19 protein-coding genes are annotated in these 16,424 nt (G+C 68.3%); 7 read left to right on the plus strand and 12 right to left on the minus strand.

The features are described 5' to 3' along the window. Positions 1–189: hypothetical protein (locus F6B43_RS19715; RefSeq protein WP_211367952.1), on the minus strand; the 189-nt coding region annotated here is incomplete at its 3' end. A gap of 278 nt (positions 190–467) precedes the next feature. On the opposite strand from F6B43_RS19715, the gene F6B43_RS00005 reads away from it, so the two are divergent. Further along, entirely contained in the window at positions 468–1,079 is a 612-nt protein-coding gene (locus tag F6B43_RS00005; protein ID WP_150446937.1) for a hypothetical protein, read from the plus strand. Positions 1,080–1,190: 111 nt separating this feature from the next. Here the strand turns inward: F6B43_RS00005 and F6B43_RS00010 are convergent, their stop codons facing one another. The 8 genes from F6B43_RS00010 to xseA all read right to left on the minus strand — a co-directional run bounded on the left by F6B43_RS00010 (position 1,191) and on the right by xseA (position 8,245). Next, positions 1,191–1,847 (minus strand): response regulator transcription factor, encoded by a 657-nt coding sequence (locus tag F6B43_RS00010; protein WP_150446938.1) that lies wholly within the window; start codon positions 1,845–1,847, stop codon positions 1,191–1,193. Next, complete coding sequence (locus tag F6B43_RS00015) at positions 1,844–3,364, minus strand: sensor histidine kinase (protein ID WP_211367955.1); 1,521 nt, start codon at positions 3,362–3,364, stop codon at positions 1,844–1,846. Before F6B43_RS00015 ends, F6B43_RS00010 begins: the two co-directional genes overlap by 4 nt. Positions 3,365–3,404: 40 nt before the next feature. Then, entirely contained in the window at positions 3,405–4,799 is a 1,395-nt protein-coding gene (locus F6B43_RS00020; protein WP_150446939.1) for a class II fumarate hydratase, read from the minus strand. Beyond that, entirely contained in the window at positions 4,796–5,476 is a 681-nt protein-coding gene (locus F6B43_RS00025; protein WP_150446940.1) for a carbonic anhydrase, read from the minus strand. Before F6B43_RS00025 ends, F6B43_RS00020 begins: the two co-directional genes overlap by 4 nt. Beyond that, the gene (locus F6B43_RS00030; RefSeq protein ID WP_150446941.1) at positions 5,473–6,126 is read right to left on the minus strand and encodes a DUF4245 family protein; all 654 of its coding nucleotides are present in this window, start codon (positions 6,124–6,126) and stop codon (positions 5,473–5,475) included. Before F6B43_RS00030 ends, F6B43_RS00025 begins: the two co-directional genes overlap by 4 nt. Continuing rightward, complete coding sequence (locus F6B43_RS00035; protein ID WP_150446942.1) at positions 6,126–6,380, minus strand: exodeoxyribonuclease VII small subunit; 255 nt, start codon at positions 6,378–6,380, stop codon at positions 6,126–6,128. The genes F6B43_RS00030 and F6B43_RS00035 overlap by 1 nt, the downstream gene beginning before the upstream one ends. 97 nt (positions 6,381–6,477) lie before the next feature. After that, on the minus strand, positions 6,478–6,912 hold the full coding sequence (locus tag F6B43_RS00040; RefSeq protein ID WP_150446943.1) for a hypothetical protein: 435 nt from the start codon (positions 6,910–6,912) through the stop codon (positions 6,478–6,480). Positions 6,913–6,958: 46 nt separating this feature from the next. Next, positions 6,959–8,245: an exodeoxyribonuclease VII large subunit gene (gene xseA / locus F6B43_RS00045; protein WP_150446944.1), complete on the minus strand. Its 1,287-nt coding sequence runs from the start codon at positions 8,243–8,245 to the stop codon at positions 6,959–6,961. 111 nt (positions 8,246–8,356) lie between these two features. On the opposite strand from xseA, the gene F6B43_RS00050 reads away from it, so the two are divergent. The 4 genes from F6B43_RS00050 to F6B43_RS00065 are packed head-to-tail and all read left to right on the plus strand — an operon-like array spanning position 8,357 to position 11,297. After that, entirely contained in the window at positions 8,357–9,397 is a 1,041-nt protein-coding gene (locus F6B43_RS00050; protein WP_150448329.1) for a 4-hydroxy-3-methylbut-2-enyl diphosphate reductase, read from the plus strand. Further along, positions 9,394–10,020 (plus strand): DUF6264 family protein, encoded by a 627-nt coding sequence (locus F6B43_RS00055; protein WP_150446945.1) that lies wholly within the window; start codon positions 9,394–9,396, stop codon positions 10,018–10,020. The genes F6B43_RS00050 and F6B43_RS00055 overlap by 4 nt, the downstream gene beginning before the upstream one ends. 48 nt (positions 10,021–10,068) lie before the next feature. Further along, on the plus strand, positions 10,069–10,593 hold the full coding sequence (locus tag F6B43_RS00060) for a sigma-70 family RNA polymerase sigma factor (protein WP_150446946.1): 525 nt from the start codon (positions 10,069–10,071) through the stop codon (positions 10,591–10,593). Next, a complete protein-coding gene (locus F6B43_RS00065; RefSeq protein ID WP_150446947.1) occupies positions 10,590–11,297 on the plus strand; it encodes an anti-sigma factor family protein in 708 nt (235 codons plus the stop codon). Before F6B43_RS00060 ends, F6B43_RS00065 begins: the two co-directional genes overlap by 4 nt. A gap of 88 nt (positions 11,298–11,385) precedes the next feature. Here the strand turns inward: F6B43_RS00065 and fbaA are convergent, their stop codons facing one another. Continuing rightward, complete coding sequence (fbaA, locus tag F6B43_RS00070; RefSeq protein ID WP_150446948.1) at positions 11,386–12,414, minus strand: class II fructose-bisphosphate aldolase; 1,029 nt, start codon at positions 12,412–12,414, stop codon at positions 11,386–11,388. 200 nt (positions 12,415–12,614) lie between these two features. Between fbaA and glpX the strand changes: the two genes are divergently transcribed. Then, entirely contained in the window at positions 12,615–13,604 is a 990-nt protein-coding gene (glpX, locus tag F6B43_RS00075; RefSeq protein WP_150446949.1) for a class II fructose-bisphosphatase, read from the plus strand. A gap of 368 nt (positions 13,605–13,972) precedes the next feature. Continuing rightward, positions 13,973–14,188, plus strand: a complete 216-nt coding sequence (locus F6B43_RS00080; RefSeq protein WP_150446950.1) for a UDP-N-acetylmuramyl pentapeptide phosphotransferase — start codon at positions 13,973–13,975, stop codon at positions 14,186–14,188. Between the two features lie 9 nt (positions 14,189–14,197). Here the strand turns inward: F6B43_RS00080 and F6B43_RS00085 are convergent, their stop codons facing one another. Beyond that, the gene (locus F6B43_RS00085) at positions 14,198–15,562 is read right to left on the minus strand and encodes a DNA recombination protein RmuC (RefSeq protein ID WP_150446951.1); all 1,365 of its coding nucleotides are present in this window, start codon (positions 15,560–15,562) and stop codon (positions 14,198–14,200) included. Between the two features lie 143 nt (positions 15,563–15,705). Next, positions 15,706–16,320 carry a 3'-5' exonuclease gene (locus tag F6B43_RS00090; RefSeq protein ID WP_150446952.1) on the minus strand — a complete coding sequence of 205 codons (615 nt, stop codon included), beginning with the start codon at positions 16,318–16,320 and terminating at the stop codon, positions 15,706–15,708. Positions 16,321–16,424 lie beyond the last annotated feature (104 nt).

The following is a 16,424-nucleotide window of genomic DNA, read 5'->3' on the forward strand; positions in this document are numbered from 1 at the left end:
CCACCGCAACCCCACCCCCGACGACCGCACATCGAACGCGAACGACCCCACCCGCTCATCGATCAAACCCTCCACACCATCACCCAAACCAAACCCACCCACCACCGGCGACACCGAAGCCCCATCACCCTCAGCCGCACTCGCCGACACCACACCCGACCCCAGCACCAAGCACGTCGCCAGCACCACGCCGACGCCTACATCGAAAGGGTCGAATCTGAACACGAAGACATCACAATCTCAGCACAGGGAAGGTTCTAATACGCCAGTATATCGAATGTGATCGTCTCTTCGAAAAGGGCCGGGATGCGGCATCCCGGCCCCTTCGTCGTGCTGGAGGACTGGCTTGCAGCCGGTCATCCGGAGACGGAGATGAGAAGAGTCTCATCGCTTCGACCGGTGTTTTGCGTGTCTGCTCTGCAAACATGGATACACCCCCTGGGGGCCTATGAGTCGGAGGGATCGAGATGGGCGCACGTATGCGGCTGGCCGTCGGTGGCGTAGCCACCGTGGCGGCGAGCATCGCTGTCGTGTGCGCCGTCGCCGTGACCAATTCCGCCGCTTTGGCCGACAGCGCCGGGACCAGGGTCGCCCTCGCTCGCATCGACGTTCCAGCCCCCGCCCCATCTGCGATGCCCAGCCCGGCGGCAACGACTGCCGCCCCCGCGACCCCCGATCCCTCGACCACCGCCCCCTCGGCTGAGACCGTGCCGGCGCCCGCTCCAGAAGACGTCGCTCCCTCGGCGTCCTCGGGTTCCGGCACGGTCTCCACCGACGCATCGGTGCCGGCCGCTCCGACCGTCGTCGAGACCCCGGAGCAGGATTTCCTCGCCGGCGCGGCCGCATCGGGCGGGTGGGATCGCCTCGTCCAGTGGGCGCGTACCCGAGGGTGGTCGGACGCCGACATCGCTCGGTGGGTGGCGCGCAATCATGATCAGATGACAGAGTTCGAGGCCCGCTGGCGCGCCTCGCAGACCCCCGCACCCGGTGCGGGTTCCCCATCCGATTCCGGCTCATCGTGGTCGCGTGACGGATCGAAGAAGGATCAATCGCCCTCCTCCCCGGATAGGCGCGGTTGACGAGGCCGGAGTTCCCCCAGCTCCGCGCCCCGCAGCCCCCGGTGTCCCCCAGCACCGGGGGCTTCTTCGTGCGTCGACGCGAGTGGTGCTCACTGACTTGCGCTCGCGCGGTCAGTCCCAGCGGTATCCGACACCGCGGATCGCCGTGATGTGCTCGACGCCCAACTTGCCGCGCAGGTAGCGGACATACACGTCGACGACGTTGGATCCGGGATCGAAGTCCAGGCCCCATACGCTGCTCAGCAGCTCCTCGCGGCTGAGGATGCGACCCGGGTTGGAGAGGAACTGCTCGGCGAGCGCGAATTCCCGTGAGGACAGCTCGACCTCACGGCCGTTCACGGTCGCACGCCGGCTTCGCACGTCGAGCGCGACGTCGCCCTGCGTGATGACGATCGCGGTGTTCGCGCTCGTCTCGCGCAGCCGCGAGCGCACCCGTGCCAGCAGCTCCTCGAACGTGAAAGGCTTCGGCACGTAGTCGTTCGCCCCGGCGTCCAGACCCTCCACGGTGTCGCGGGTGCTGGAGCGCGCAGTGAGCATGATGACCGGGATCGAAGATCCCCGCGCGCGCAGCAATCGAAGAACCTCGAAGCCGTCCATGGTGGGCAGACCGATGTCGAGCAGAACAAGATCGGCGCTGCCGTCGAGGGCGGCCTCCAGCGCCTCGGCACCGTCCTCCACGATGGTCGTGGAATAGCCGGAGGCCCGAAGGCCCCTGCTGATGAAGGCGGCGATGTTCGGCTCGTCCTCCGCGATGAGTATCAGCGTCATTCGGCGGCCTCCCGCTGGAGTACGACGTCACCGGCGCGCACGGGTGCGGGAAGCGCCGTTGTCGTGCCGATGGGCACGTGGATCGTGAAGGTGGCACCGCCACCCTCTGTGTCGGTGACGGTGCATCGCCCGCCGTGCGCCTTGGTGATCGCATCGACGATCGCGAGCCCCAGTCCCGAACCGCCGATGGAGCGCTTGCCGTGCGCGCGATCGAAGCGTCGGAAGATCCGGTGACGGGCTGCGGGTGGGATGCCGGGGCCGTGGTCTCGGACCCAGAGTTGCGCCTCACCCGCGACGATCGTGCTGCCGATCTCGATCGGCGAGTCAGCGGGCGTGTATTTCGCGGCATTGTCCGCCAGCTGGAGCCATGCCTGGAGAAGTCGGTCCTGATCACCGCTGATGCGGGCCGAGCCGACCTGCTGCACGCTCCAGTCGTGACCGGGAATCACGGACACGAGTTCGCTCACGCGATCGGTGAGGGCTTCGACCTCGACGTCGGACATCGAGAACTGGTCGTCTTCGGCCGCGGCGAGCAGATCGATGTCGTCGACCAGGCGGGTCATTCGATCAAGTTCCGCCATCCCGATCTCTCGTGTGGCTCGCACGTCCGCCGGGTCCCCGGGATTCATCAGCTCCAGATGCCCTCGGACGATCGTGATCGGAGTCTTGAGCTCGTGTCGCACGTCATCCAGGAGCTGGCGCTGCGTGTCGACGGAGCCTTCGAGCCTGTCGAGCATGGAGTTCACCGTGCGGGTCAGGTCGGTGATGTCGTCATTTCCCTGGGCGGGGAGCCGCGCACCCAGTTCGTTGAGGGTGATCGAGTCTGCGGTATCGCGCAGCTGCCGAAGAGGGGAGAGCAGGCGTCCCGCGACGAACCAGCCCACCACTCCGATGGCGGCCAGAACGATTCCGGCCGCGATTCCATAGGTGATGATCGAGAGCGTCACCGGCGCGAGCTCGGCGTCCAGCTGCACCGCCCGCAGATAGACGCCCTGGTGATCGTCGCCCGCCATCGACACCGGGACGGCGATGTACCGCAGCGACCCCTGGTCGGTGACGGCAGTGCCGCGCACCGCGCCGCCCGCTGCAGTCGTTTCTGCGACGACCCGGTCGATCAGCGCCTGATCCTGCGAGATGTCGAACCCCGAGAGGGTGGCCGGGCGGTAGCGCGCCTGACCGTCGAGGATGCCGACCGATGCTTCGTTACGGCCGGGCACGAGGCGTGCGACGGCGACTCGGAGGTATTCCACCACCGTGGTGTAGTGATCGATGTCGAGGTTCTCGGTCGCCGTGGGCGCACCGTCTGAGGGGGGCGCGGTGCTGTCGGTGTTGGTACCGGCGACAGTTTGAAGGCTCGCGATCTGCGAGGTCAGACGGTCATCGATCTCAGCCAGCACTCTCTCCCGCTGCACGAGGAAGGTCACGCTGCCCACGATCGCCAGCCCGACGCACGCCACGGCGAGGATTGCCCCCAGAATCCGTACGCGCGCCGAGACAGTCCTGGGCGTGCGAGTCACCCCATGATTATGGCCCCGGCAAGCCGAGAGAGCGCCTTGTTTATCCCGGGTGGGTCATCGAAAGGAGGTCGAGCTTCTCATCCAGCTGCTCGCTCGTGAGTTCGCCCCGCTCCACGTATCCGAGATCTATGACCGCTTCACGGACAGTGATTCCCTTCGCGACCGCATGCTTGGCGATCTTCGCCGCGGCCTCGTAGCCGATGAGCTTGTTGAGCGGCGTGACGATCGACGGCGACATCCCGGCGAACGCGGCGGCCCGGTCCAGGTTCGCTTCGAGCCCGTCGATCGTCTTGTCGGCGAGGATTCGCATCGAGTTCGAGAGGAGCCGGATGGATTCGAGGAGCGCGGTGCCCATCACGGGAATCGCGACGTTCAGCTCAAAGATCCCCGATGCGCCGGCCCACGCAACGGTGGCGTCGTTGCCGATCACCCGGGCGCACACCATGAGGGTGGCTTCGGGCACGACCGGGTTGACCTTGCCCGGCATGATCGAGGACCCGGGCTGCAGATCCGGGATGTGCAGCTCACCGAGTCCGGTGTTCGGGCCCGAGCCCATCCACCGCAGGTCGTTGTTGATCTTGGTGAGTGAGACCGCGATGGTGCGCAGCGCGCCGGATGCCTCGACCAGTCCGTCGCGATTCGCCTGAGCCTCGAAGTGGTCCTTGGCCTCGGTGATGGGCAGTTCTGTCTCGGCCACGAGCAGTGCGATGACCTTCTGCGGGAAGCCGAGCGGTGTGTTGATGCCCGTGCCGACAGCTGTTCCGCCCAGGGGTACCTCGGCGACGCGGGGGAGCACGGCCTGTACGCGATCGATCCCGAGGCGCATCTGGCGGGCATAGCCGCCGAACTCCTGGCCGAGGGTGACCGGCGTGGCGTCCATGAGGTGGGTGCGGCCGGCCTTGACGGCGTGCTTCCACAACTCCGCCTTCGCCTCGAGGGACACGGCGAGGTGGTCGAGCGCGGGGATGAGATCGTCGATGAGCGCCTGGGTCACCGCGACGTGCACAGATGTCGGGAAGACGTCGTTGGAGGACTGTGAAGCGTTGACGTGATCGTTCGGGTGAACGGGTGAGCCGAGTTTGCGCGAGGCGAGCGAGGCGAGCACCTCGTTGATGTTCATGTTCGACGACGTGCCGCTGCCGGTCTGGTAGACGTCGATGGGGAACTGGTCGAAGTAACCGCCGGCGACGACTTCGTCGGCCGCGAAGGCGATCGCGTCGGCGACGTCGCCGTCGAGCACGCCGAGGTCTTTGTTGGCCAGCGCCGCAGCCTTCTTGATGCGGGCGAGCGCCACGATCTGCGCCGGGTCGATGCTGTCACCCGAAATCGGGAAGTTCTCTACCGCGCGCTGTGTCTGTGCGGCGTAGAGCGCATCCTTGGGCACCCGCACCTCGCCCATGGTGTCGTGCTCGATGCGGTACTCGATGTCGCTCACGTGTTCGTTCCTCCGGTTCCGGCGCCCGCGTCGTTCGCGTCGCCAACGATGATGTCGGGCACGGCCGTGCCCTCGCCGAGTCGGTAGTTCGCCCCCACGATCGCCAGGCGGCCCTCGGCGATCGCGTCGCTGATGAGCTCCGACGAGTGCAGCAGCTCGGCGACGGTGTCGCGCAGGTGCTCGCGGCCCACCCGTTCGCCGTCGATATCGCCGGTCGGCACACCATCGACGGCGGTCTCGCGGATGACGCGGCGCACGGCAGGTACGATCGGCGCGATCTGGCGCCAGATGTGCGGAGGGAGGCTGGGAGCGTCGACGCGGGTACTGTCGATCGCGGCGTTGACCGCGCCGCACTCGTCGTGGCCGAGGACGACGATCAGCGGCACTTCCAGCACGGCGACGGCGTACTCCAGGCTGCCGACGACGGAGTCCGAGATCACCTGGCCCGCGTTCCGCACCACGAAGAGGTCGCCGAGTCCCATGTCGAAGATGATCTCGGCCGACAGGCGCGAGTCGGAACAGCCGAACAGCGCGGCGCGCGGCTTCTGAGCCGCAGCGATGGAATGCCGTCTCTCGATGTCCTGACGCGGATGCTCGGGCGTGCCGTCGACGAAGCGGACGTTTCCGCTCTGCATGTCGGCCCACGCGGTTCCGGGGGTAGGGCGGTCGAGGCTCATCCGTTGGCTCCACTCGTCTGTTCGCGCAGTGCTCGTACCTGGTCGGCAACGCCGGCCGCCGCCGTGCGCATCGCTGCGTCGTCGGTCGACCCATAGATGAGGATCGTGTCCGGCCCCGCAACAGTGCTCATGGCGGCAGACACATTGCCCGCTCGCGACGGATCCGAGATCCGGTAGGTGTCCCACACGATCCCGTCGATCGTGGTGTTTCCGTCGATCGAGGCGCCGCTGAGCACGCGCGTAGGCCATGCAGGGTCGGCATCGAATCCCTGCGCAACCCGCAGGAAGCCCTGGGCTGCGTCCGGAACGTACACGATCGTCCAGGCCGCGGTTGCATCGCCTTCGACGGCCGCCCGGTTGACGATCCATTCCGTCGGCACCTTCGGCGTGATCACGGTGCGCTGCAGGCCGGAGCCGACGCTCGTCGCCACGGCCGCCACATCGATCGGAGCCGCGGGAGCGGGGGTCCCGCGGGGAACGGCGAAGACGATGACGGCGACGACGGCCAGGGTGACCAGGAGGGCGGCGATCAGATTTCGCACCGTCTGACTCGACCGGTATACGCGCGAGGATTCGGCCTTGCGGGCGGCTGTCTCGTCCGGGGTTTCCGGGCGACCCAGCTCGGCGACGATGCGCGGTCCCGACGCCATCATGCCTCCCGGCGGGGAGAGACGGCGTCTTGTGCGGTCGTGGCGCCGCGCGCAGCATCCAACCGCCGTTTCGCGCCGAGCAGCCAGTCTTCGCATCGCGCGGCGAGCGCTTCGCCGCGCTCCCAGAGGGCGAGCGACTCTTCGAGCGTGGGAGCGCCCTGCTCGAGCTCTGCGACGACGCGGACGAGCTCGTCGCGGGCCTGCTCGAACGACAGCTCCGAGACCTCGGTGCCGCGTACGTCAGACCCGCTCATGGTCTCCATTCTAGATCGGCCCTCGATCAGGTCGGTGTCGCGCCCGGTCTGAAGGCCCGGTCGCTCCGCCCCGGAATGTGCGCTTCGGTGCGATGAGTCAGCCGAGGGTGGCGTCCAGGTCCCTGACGGTGCAGTGGAGCGTCACCGTGACGGTCCTGGAGAAGGCCGACCAGTTGGCGACCGAGCCGACCACTCCGTCTACCCCGGGCTTGGAGAGGTCTGTGAAGTTCAGGGTCGTATATCCGAGGATCGCGGCGTCGACGTGATCGCCACCGGCGCTGATCTGCAACCCGAAAGGAATGCGCCACCCCGAGTTGGGGTGGTACTCGTGGGCTCTGCGCAGGGGGTGTGTATCGGGGCACTGCAGCTGGACCATGTGGTCAGGACTCCAGTTGAAGATGTCGCTACCGTCGAGAGTGAAGGTCTCCGTGACCGTCGTCTCCACGGCGGGATCCGGCACGCTGACGTCTGCGTGTGAAAGTGCTCCGGATGCGGCGGCGGTGGCGAGTGTGAGAGCAGCGATGATGATCATGGCTGCAATATATCAAAATGTCAGTACGCGCATGCGGATCAGCCGACTATTCCGTCGCTGCCGATTCTGCGACCTCGCCCTCGGACCGCGCCGCGAGCGAGCCCCGGCCCACCGTCACGATGATCCGCTCGCCGGCGGGCGCCTGCGCCGCATCGCGGACGATCGCGCCCCCCGTCAGATGCGCGATCGCGTACCCCCGCGCGAGCGTGGAGGCGGGGGAGAGCGCGCGCAGCGTCGAACGCAGCTCGGAAGTCCGCCGCTCCTGCGCCTCGAGCCGGCGGTCCACGAGGTCTCGGCCGCGAACGAGCTGCAGCCACAGCTGCTGAGCGCGCGCGTCGATCATCGACTCCGGCGCCCGCAGGGCCGGACGGGAGCGCAGCTGTTCGAGCTGGACCATGTCGTGCGTGACGCGCTGGGTGAGCCGCGATGTCAGGCGGGAACGCAGCTGTCCGACCAGCGCGCGCTGCTCCGCGACGTCGGGCACGACGCGCTTGGCCGCATCCGACGGGGTCGAGGCGCGCAGGTCGGCGACGTCGTCGAGGAGCGGATGGTCGTTCTCGTGGCCGATCGCGCTGACCACGGGAGTGGATGCTGCGGCCACCGCACGCAGCATCCGTTCGTCACTGAAGCCGAGCAGCGTCTGCGGATCGCCACCGCCGCGCGCGATGATGATGACATCGACCTGCGGATCGGCGTCGAGGGCCTTGAGGGCGCCGATCGTGTCGGGGACGCAGCGGTCTCCCTGCACGGCGGCATACGCAGTGCGGAACCGTACCTGCGGCCAACGCAGCTCGGCGATACGGTGGACATCTTTCTCCGCATCCGACTTCTCGCCGGTGATCAGGCCGATCACGGCGGGGAGGAACGGCAGCGGCTTCTTCCGCGCGGCGTCGAACAGGCCCTCTGCGCGCAGCTGCGCACGCAGACGCTCGAGCTTCTCGAGCTGATCACCAAGTCCGACGTGCCGCATGGCCGAGACCGCGAACGTGAAGTCGCCGGATTTCACGAAGTAGTCGGCCTTCACGCACGCGATGACGTGGTCGCCGAGCTTGAGGTCGTCGGGGAGTCGCTGGAGCGTGCTCGACCAGATCCGGAATGAGATCGTCGCGTCGGTGGCGGCATCCTTCATACGGCCGAAGACGTTGCTGCCGCGCTGGTTCCACGAGGTGATCTCACCCTCGACCCAGACCGAGCCCCATTTCTCCACGAAGCCCCGGATCGTCTCGTTCAGACGTGAAACCGATGTCGGGGCCGCCTGACTCGAGTCTCGAGGATGCACGGAATCGGGCGGGGGCGCCTGGCCCGGGGCGACGGCCGGCTGGAAGGTCGTCATCGAGGCCTTTCGTGTGCTGATCGGAGGGGCGAGAGGTGTCGGCCGGCGGGCGCTCAGCCCGCGCACCGGGAGGCCCCGTAGACTCGACACGTGAGCACTCCGGCTGTCCGAATGCCCGTCCCCCGCGTTCCGCGGCGGCGCGAGCGCCTCCAGGATATCCCCGTCGACGGGCTCAAGAAGGTCCTGCTGGCCTCGCCCCGCGGATACTGCGCCGGCGTCGACCGCGCGGTGATCGCTGTCGAGAAGGCACTGGAGCGCTTCGGCGCGCCGGTGTACGTGCGAAAGCAGATCGTGCACAACATCCACGTCGTCGCCGAACTCGAGCAGAAGGGCGCGATCTTCGTCGAAGAGGTCGATGAGGTCCCCGAGGGGGCACACGTCGTGTTCAGCGCCCACGGCGTCTCGCCCGCTGTCGTGCGCGCGGCATCCGATCGCGGACTGCAGGCGATCGATGCGACCTGTCCGCTGGTCACGAAGGTGCACCGCGAGGCGGTGCGATTCGCCCGCGACGATTTCGAGATCCTGCTGATCGGCCACGAGGGTCACGAGGAAGTCGAGGGCACCGCGGGTGAGGCGCCCGAGCACGTGACGATCGTCAACTCCCCGGAGCACGCCGACACGATCGAGGTGAAGGATCCTTCCAAGGTCGTCTGGCTGTCTCAGACCACGCTCTCGGTCGACGAGACGATGGAGACCGTCCGCCGGCTCCGGGTGCGGTTCCCCGAGCTGCACGATCCGCCGTCGGACGACATCTGCTACGCGACCCAGAACCGCCAGGTCGCGATCAAGAAGGTCGCCAAGGATGCCGACCTCGTGATCGTGGTCGGGTCCGCCAACTCGTCCAACAGCGTTCGTCTGGTCGAGGTCGCGCTCGAATACGGCGCGAAGGCCGCCTACCGCGTGGACTACGCCGACGAGATGCGCCAGGAGTGGCTCGACGGCGTCGAGACCGTGGGCGTCACCAGCGGCGCGTCGGTTCCGGAGGTGCTCGTGCAGGAGGTGCTGGCCGAACTCGCCGGTGCCGGTTACGGCTCGGTCGAGGAGGTCCGCACGGCCGAGGAGGATCTGCTCTTCTCGCTCCCCAAGGAGCTCAGGCAGGATTCTTCCGGGCGCCGCGACGACCGTGCGCTCGGTGGGCGGGGTCGCGGATGAGCGACGACAATTCGCGTCCTGACGCTGCGCCATCCGGCTCTGCCCGCCCCCGCCCTGAGTACGGCGAGTATGCGACACCGGAAGAGCAGCGGGCGCGTATCCAGCAGCCCGATCTGACCTATGCACTCGAGACGGGGCAGGACCCGGAACGCGTCGAATTGCGACCGCATCCCACGGGTGACCCGCACGCCCCCGCGCCCGCGTGGGTGCCCCTTCCGCCGAACATCGACGCCGCTGCCGCTTCCCGCGCGGGCCGGCGACGCATCGATGTGATCGTCGCGATGGTGCTTCTCGGCTATGGGCTCGTGCAGGTGGTGCTCACCAGCATCCAGTCCGTGAATTTCTCCGCGTTCGCACAGCAGTTCATGACTCTCGCGGGCATCAGCGGCGACTTCACGAACCTCGATCAAGGGCGGACATGGGGGCTGATCGGCGCGATCGCCTTCTCCGTCGGCTGGATCCTCACCGCGCTCGTCGTCTTCGTGCGTGCCCGCCACGGCCGGACCGTGTGGTGGGTTCCCGTCGTGGGCGCGGCCATCAGCTTCATCGTGCTGACCACGTGCCTCATGGTCCCTCTCCTGAACGATCCGGCGATCACGAGTTCACTGCTCAAGACCGGCTGAACCTGCGGCTGCTGATGAACCGTGCGGGTCGGCGCATCGTGTACTCCCATGAGAGGGGTGAGGCCGGTGCCGCGAGACGACGATGAGCGCCTGGGCGCACTCTTCGACGCGCACGCCGCGCCCGTGTGGCGCTATGTCGTGAGTCTCACGGGGGATCGCGCGGGGGCGGACGACGTCGTGCAGGAGACTCTGCTCCGGGCGTGGCGGAACCCGCGCATCCTGGCCCAGGAGCCCTCGACCATGCGGGCATGGATGATCACCGTCGCCCGCCACCTCGTGATCGACGAAGCGCGGAGCGCGCGGCGGCGGCACGAGCATCCTGTTGCCGATCTGCCCGAGCACGCGAGAGACGACGACACCGATGCCCTCTTCGAGCAGATCCTCATCGAAGAGGCCTTGTCGACGCTCAGCCCGGATCACCGTGCTGCCGTCGTCACCACGTACTTCGGCGGCCGGAGCGTCGCCCAGGCCGCTGTCGAGCTCGACATCCCGGAGGGCACTGTGAAATCGCGGTTGCACTACGGGCTGAGAGCCATGCGGCTCGCACTGCAGGAGAGGGGGGTGACGCGATGAATCCCGAACACGCGCACTTCGCCGAATGGGATGCCGCCTACGTCTTGGGCGCGCTCTCGACCACGGATCGTCGTGCTTTCGAAGCGCACCTCGAGTCATGCGACGAATGCCGTCACGCCATCGGCGAGCTCGCGCCCACGGTCGGGCTCCTTTCGCGGATTCCGGCTGCGCGAGCACTGTCGCTCGCCTCGGGCGACGAACCGGAGGGCCCGGCGATCGCATTGCGCGAGGGGATCGCCTCGATGGCGCACGCCCGCGAGCGGCGTCGGCGGCGCACGCTCTGGATCGTGTCGGCCGCGGCCGCGGTCGTCCTCGTGATCGCCGCGGTGGCGATCCCCGTCACGATCTCGTCACTGAATCCCCCCGCCCCGGCGTTCGCGTTCGAGGACGTGAGCGGTGCACCGCTCGAGGCATCCGTGCGGCTCACCGACGTCGCATGGGGTACGAAGATCGACATCGACTGCCGCTATACCGATGCCGGCTCCCACGGCCCCGAAGAGGGCAGGCCATATGCGCTGGCCGTCGTCGGATCCGACGGATCGGTCTCCACGGTATCGACGTGGCGCGCGCTGCCGGGGTCGACGGCGCGCGTGAGCGCGGGCACGGATCTGGATACGGCATCCATCCGTTCCGTCGAGATCCGGACGATCACCGACGGGCGGGTTCTCATGCGCTACGACCTGCCCGGCACTCCGGCCGGATGAGCCTGCCGCCGCAGTGGATGACCCAACAGCGGATGCCTCGACCCGTGCGGGTCGAGGCATCCACTGCTGCTGGTGAGACGGCGTCGAATCAACTCTTGGACTGAGCCGCCGAGCCGAGCTGCTTCGTGGCCTGGACGACGCGGGCCGCCATTGCGGATTCGGCGATCTTGCCCCACGCGCGGGGGTCGTAGGCCTTCTTGTTGCCGACGCCGCCGTCGACCTTCAGCACTCCGTCGTAGTTGGCGAACATGAAGCCGGCGACGGCGCGCGTGAACGCGTACTGCGTATCGGTGTCGATGTTCATCTTGACGACGCCGTTCTTCACGGCGAGTGCGATCTCTTCGTCGGTCGATCCGCTTCCGCCGTGGAAGACCAGGTCGAGGGGCTTGGGCCCGGTGCCGAACTTCGCCGCGATGCCCTCCTGGATCTCGCCCAGAAGTTCGGGTCGCAGCTTCACGTTGCCGGGTGCGTACACGCCGTGAACGTTGCCGAACGTGAGGGCGGCGATCCAGCGGCCCTGCTCGCCGAGACCGAGGCCCTCGACGGCGGCGGTCACATCGCCCACCGTCGTGTACAGCGCATCGTTCGAACCCTCGTGCTGTACGCCGTCCTCCTCGCCGCCGACGACGCCGATCTCGACCTCGAGGATCGCGTTGATCGCGTGTAGGCGGGGGAGCAGCTCTTTCGCGATCTCGATGTTCTCAGCCAGCGGCACGGCAGAGCCGTCCCACATGTGCGACTGGAAGATCGGCTGGCCGCCGTCGGCGACGACCTTCTCCGACTCTGCGATGAGCGGGAGCACGAAGTCGGCGAGCGCGGGCTTGGGACAGTGGTCGGTGTGCAGGGCGACCGTGATGGGGTAGCTCTTGGCGACCTCGTGCACGAACTTCGCGAAGGCGAGCGCGCCGGTCGCGCGCGCCTTGACCGTGTGGCCGGCGAAGTAGTCGGCGCCGCCGGTGGTGACCTGGATGATGCCGTCGGATCCGGCTTCCGTGAGGCCCTGCAGGATGGCATTCACGCTCTGGGAGCTGGAGGCGTTGAACGCGGGGTAGGCGAAGCCGCCGGCCTTCGCGCGGTCCAGCATCTCGGCGTACTGCTCGGGGGTGGCGACGGGCATGACGTGCTCCTTGGTCGTTGGAGGGGTTCACGGTCACTCTAGCGAAGGAGCCGCTGACGAGACGGCCGTGCAACCGCGATGCCGCCTCCGCCCTCCGCAGAGAGTGCAGGGTTTTCCTGCCCGGCAAGAACGGCGATTCCTTCACGACGGGGCGCTCCGCATGGCCGTCCCGCGCCGGGTGCGCTGATTAGGCTGACCGCATGGTGAGCATCTCGGCCGACTTGGGCCCCCTGCATCCGGACCGCAACCTCGCACTCGAACTCGTGCGCGCGACGGAGGCGGCGGCGATCCGCGCCGTGCCGTTCATCGGGCGGGGCGACAAGCTCGCCGCCGACGGCGCGGCGGTCGACGCGATGCGCGCGTTCTTCAGCACCGTGGATTTCGACGGCACGATCGTGATCGGGGAGGGCGAGAAAGACCAGGCGCCGATGCTCTTCAACGGCGAGAAGGTGGGCAGCGGCCGCGGGCCGGCGTGCGATGTCGCGGTCGACCCGATCGACGGGACCTCTCTTACCGCCGCAGGCCGCCAGAACGCCCTCTCGGTCATCGCGGTATCAGACAGCGGCGCGATGCTCGACGCCTCGAGCGTGTTCTACATGGACAAGCTGGTCACCGGCCCCGCGGGAGTGGGCGTGGTCGACATCCGACTCCCGATCGGCGAGAACATCCGCCTCCTCGCCAAGGCGCTCGGCAAGCCCGTCGACGAGATCGTCGTGTCGGTGCTGAATCGTCCCCGCCACGAGAAGCTGATCGCCGACATCCGCGCAGCGGGCGCCGGAACACGGCTGATGAGCGACGGCGACGTGGCGGGCGGCATCAACGCGGCTCGCCACAACGCCCGCACCGACATGTGCGCCGGCATCGGCGGCAGCCCCGAGGGCATCGTCACGGCGTGCGCGATCAAGGCGCTCGGCGGTCACATCCAGGGCCGGCTCTGGACTCGCGACGACGACGAGGCCCAGAAGGGCGCGGATGCCGGACTGAAGCTCGACGGCTACGTCTACGAGGCCGACGAGCTTGTGAAGGGCGACAACACGATCTTCGTCGCAACGGGGGTCACCGACGGGCAGCTCGTGGCCGGGGTGCGACGCGAGGGCGACTTCATCTACAGCGAGAGCGTCGTGCTGCGCGGACGCTCCGGCACCCTGCGGCGCATCGTTTCGGAGCATCTCACGTCGAAGTGGCTGTGATTCGCGACCGGTAGGCCGAGCGTATCGCCCCGCCTCCGGAAGGGTCGCTCGAATCTCGGCGATCTGCACAGCTTCGGATGCCTGGGCCGGATGCGCTCCGGAACACTGCAGATCTCCGAAGTTGATGCACTCGGTGTGCGACCCGCGTCTATGTCTATGCCTTTCCGCCTTCGCGCCGTGTGACTCGCCCTCGCGCCGTGTGACTCGCCCTCGCGCCGCGTGACTCGCCTTCGCGTCGCGTGACTCGCCCTCGCGTCGCGTGACTCGCCATCGTGATGCGGATGTGACCCCGTATTCAGGCTTCTCTGGCAGAATCGACTCCGGAGTCGACGCTGACTCAGAGCATTCTGAGACCGAGGAGATGCACGATGTCCGCAGCCGCACCGACGAGCAACTCTGCTCCGCAGACCGGCGCGCAGGCCGTCATCGCAGACGCCGTCGATCCGGCCCGACGCCCCGATGTCCTCTTCCGGGTGCGCCGTGATGAGGGTCACCAGCCCAGCGCGTGGTGGATGATCGGCGCCTTCGTGGGCGTCTCGGCTGCCGTGATCGCGCTTCTCAGCTTCGTGCCGGGCGGCGCGTGACCCTTCGCCTCATTCGTCGGGTGCAGTGAGCCTGCCCCGTAGGGCACCGACATCGGCGACGAGCGGATTGGCCGCGCCCTCCCCGTCATCCGGATCTTCCCCGTCTCGGGCGTCGAAACTCTCGAGACCTTCGCGCCCGTCCGTCGCGGCAAAATCCTCCAGGCCATCGAGCAGCTCAGGAGCCGTCATCCGCCGCGCCCCGGTTTCGATGACTGCCGGCGCTGCGACCGCGTCGAGCTTGGTCGCATCGATGCCCGGAAACTTCCGCGCGGTCACGAGCACCCGCGACTCGAGCGAACCGACGAACCGGTTGTAGCTGTCGACCGTCCGCTCGAGCGCCCGCCGCAGATCGTCGGCGTGACCGGCGAGGCCAGCGAGACGGTCGAACAGCTGTGTGCCGAGGGCGAGCAGTTCTCGCGCTTCCTTCGACACGTCCTGCTGGGTCCACGTGAAGGCGACAGTCTTCAGCACAGCCCAGAGATTGACGGGCGAGGCCAGGGCGACGCGTTTGCCGAACGCGTAGTCGAGGAGCGCGGGGTCTTCCTCGAGTGCGGATGCGAGCAACGACTCGCTCGGGATGAAGCACACCACGAACTCAGGGCTGGAGCTGAGCCCCGCCCAATACGTCTTCTTGGCGAGCGCATCGACGTGTGCGCGCACCGCCTTGACGTGGCGGCCGAGAAGCGCGCGTCGGCGCGCGCCCTCCTCGCCCTGCGCTGTGAGGGGGATGCTGGATGCCTCGAGGTAGGCGTCGAGAGGCACCTTCGCGTCGACGGCCAGCGACTTGTCGCCGGGCAGACGGATCACCATGTCGGGGCGGCCGGCTCCGGCATCCGACACCACCGCGCTCTGCGTGTCGAAGTCGACGTACCTCGTGAGTCCGGCGGCCTCGACGACGCGGCGCAGCTGCGTCTCGCCCCACACGCCGCGTGTCGCGCCCGAGCGCAGAGCGCTCGCGAGCGACTCGGTCGTCGCCCGCAGCGCCTCGCCCGACTCGTTCGCGTGCCGCAGCTGCTCGGCGACGGCGCCGAACTGCGTGTGCCGGTCGCGTTCGAGGTCGTCGACCTTGAGCTGCATCGTCCGCAGCGAGTCCTGCACGGGCGCGAGCGCGCGCAGGACGGCCTGTTCGCGTCGCTCGCGCTCGTCGCGCGCGGCCTGGTCGGCTCGGGTCTGCCCGGAGAGCTCGCGGTACAGCGCGAGCTGGCGGTCGAGGTCGAGCCGCAGGGCGTGCCCGGCGGCGTCGGACGCCGCGAGGCGCGCGGTCAGCTCGGTGCGCTCGCGCCCCGACCGCACCGCCCCACGTGCGAGGCCGGCGAACCATCCAGCGAAGAGGCCTGCCGCAAGACATCCGAGGGCGAGGGTGAGTGCATCCATACCGTCATGGTGCCGCGACCCCCCGACATCGCCCCGCCTCACATTCGCGAGACCGGATAGGCGCGACGAGACAGTGACGGACGCGCTCGGTCTCGTGGCGCCTATCCGGTCTCGCTGAAGAAGACCCGGGGGGGCAGGGGGGGTCAGGCGACGGCGGTCGCGAAATCCGGGAGGATCGGCTCGGGGGCGGGCACACGGATCTGGCCCACTCGCACGCCCGCCAGCGTCGCGAGCGACTCGATGTCGGTCGCACCCACGATGCGAGCGGCGTCGATCATGATGTGCGCGCACGCGAGCGCATCGGCGATCGGATCGTGGTGCGGGAACTCGAGGAAGCCGGCCGCCGCGGCCACCGACGGCAGCCGGTAGGAGTCGAGCTCGTACGTCTTGCGAGCCACCTGAAGGCTGCAGACGTAGCGGTACGGCGGGCACTCGTCGCCGGTGGCTTCGCATGCACGGCGCAGCACCATCATGTCGAACCCGGCGTTGTGGGCGACCATGACGTCGGTGCCGGCGAACGCCGTGATGTCGTCGAGCTGCTCGGTCCAGCGCTTCGCGCCGGCGACGTCTTCGGCGCGGAGACCGTGGATGCCCGTGTTGATCTCGAAGAACACGTCGTGGCCGGGCGGCGGCTGGATCAGCCAGCCCGCCTTGTCAACCACACGGCCGTCGCGTACGCGCGTGAGCCCGACGGCACAGGCCGACGCATTGCTGGAGTTCGCCGTCTCGAAGTCGATCGCGGTGAAGTCCAGGGGCACCCCTCGAGACTCACCCCCGGGGCGGCGCGCGACGGCGAGGCGCGCCGGGGGTGAGTCGAACCCGGTTCCCGCCCGCGGAGGCGCACCTCGGGCTGAGCGGGCCG

Source organism: Microbacterium rhizomatis (assembly GCF_008710745.1).
Classification (GTDB): Bacteria; Actinomycetota; Actinomycetes; order Actinomycetales; family Microbacteriaceae; genus Microbacterium; species Microbacterium rhizomatis.

What these genes read in the sequence shown, in the direction of transcription:
- F6B43_RS00005 (WP_150446937.1), top strand. Translation starts at nt 468, where the DNA reads ATGGGCGCACGTATGCGGCTGGCCGTCGGTGGCGTAGCCACCGTGGCG.
- F6B43_RS00010 (WP_150446938.1), bottom strand. Translation starts at nt 1,847, where the DNA reads ATGACGCTGATACTCATCGCGGAGGACGAGCCGAACATCGCCGCCTTC.
- F6B43_RS00025 (WP_150446940.1), bottom strand. Translation starts at nt 5,476, where the DNA reads ATGAGCCTCGACCGCCCTACCCCCGGAACCGCGTGGGCCGACATGCAG.
- F6B43_RS00030 (WP_150446941.1), bottom strand. Translation starts at nt 6,126, where the DNA reads ATGGCGTCGGGACCGCGCATCGTCGCCGAGCTGGGTCGCCCGGAAACC.
- F6B43_RS00035 (WP_150446942.1), bottom strand. Translation starts at nt 6,380, where the DNA reads ATGAGCGGGTCTGACGTACGCGGCACCGAGGTCTCGGAGCTGTCGTTC.
- F6B43_RS00040 (WP_150446943.1), bottom strand. Translation starts at nt 6,912, where the DNA reads ATGATCATCATCGCTGCTCTCACACTCGCCACCGCCGCCGCATCCGGA.
- xseA (WP_150446944.1), bottom strand. Translation starts at nt 8,245, where the DNA reads ATGACGACCTTCCAGCCGGCCGTCGCCCCGGGCCAGGCGCCCCCGCCC.
- F6B43_RS00050 (WP_150448329.1), top strand. Translation starts at nt 8,357, where the DNA reads ATGCCCGTCCCCCGCGTTCCGCGGCGGCGCGAGCGCCTCCAGGATATC.
- F6B43_RS00055 (WP_150446945.1), top strand. Translation starts at nt 9,394, where the DNA reads ATGAGCGACGACAATTCGCGTCCTGACGCTGCGCCATCCGGCTCTGCC.
- F6B43_RS00060 (WP_150446946.1), top strand. Translation starts at nt 10,069, where the DNA reads ATGAGAGGGGTGAGGCCGGTGCCGCGAGACGACGATGAGCGCCTGGGC.
- F6B43_RS00065 (WP_150446947.1), top strand. Translation starts at nt 10,590, where the DNA reads ATGAATCCCGAACACGCGCACTTCGCCGAATGGGATGCCGCCTACGTC.
- fbaA (WP_150446948.1), bottom strand. Translation starts at nt 12,414, where the DNA reads ATGCCCGTCGCCACCCCCGAGCAGTACGCCGAGATGCTGGACCGCGCG.
- glpX (WP_150446949.1), top strand. Translation starts at nt 12,615, where the DNA reads ATGGTGAGCATCTCGGCCGACTTGGGCCCCCTGCATCCGGACCGCAAC.
- F6B43_RS00080 (WP_150446950.1), top strand. Translation starts at nt 13,973, where the DNA reads ATGTCCGCAGCCGCACCGACGAGCAACTCTGCTCCGCAGACCGGCGCG.
- F6B43_RS00085 (WP_150446951.1), bottom strand. Translation starts at nt 15,562, where the DNA reads ATGGATGCACTCACCCTCGCCCTCGGATGTCTTGCGGCAGGCCTCTTC.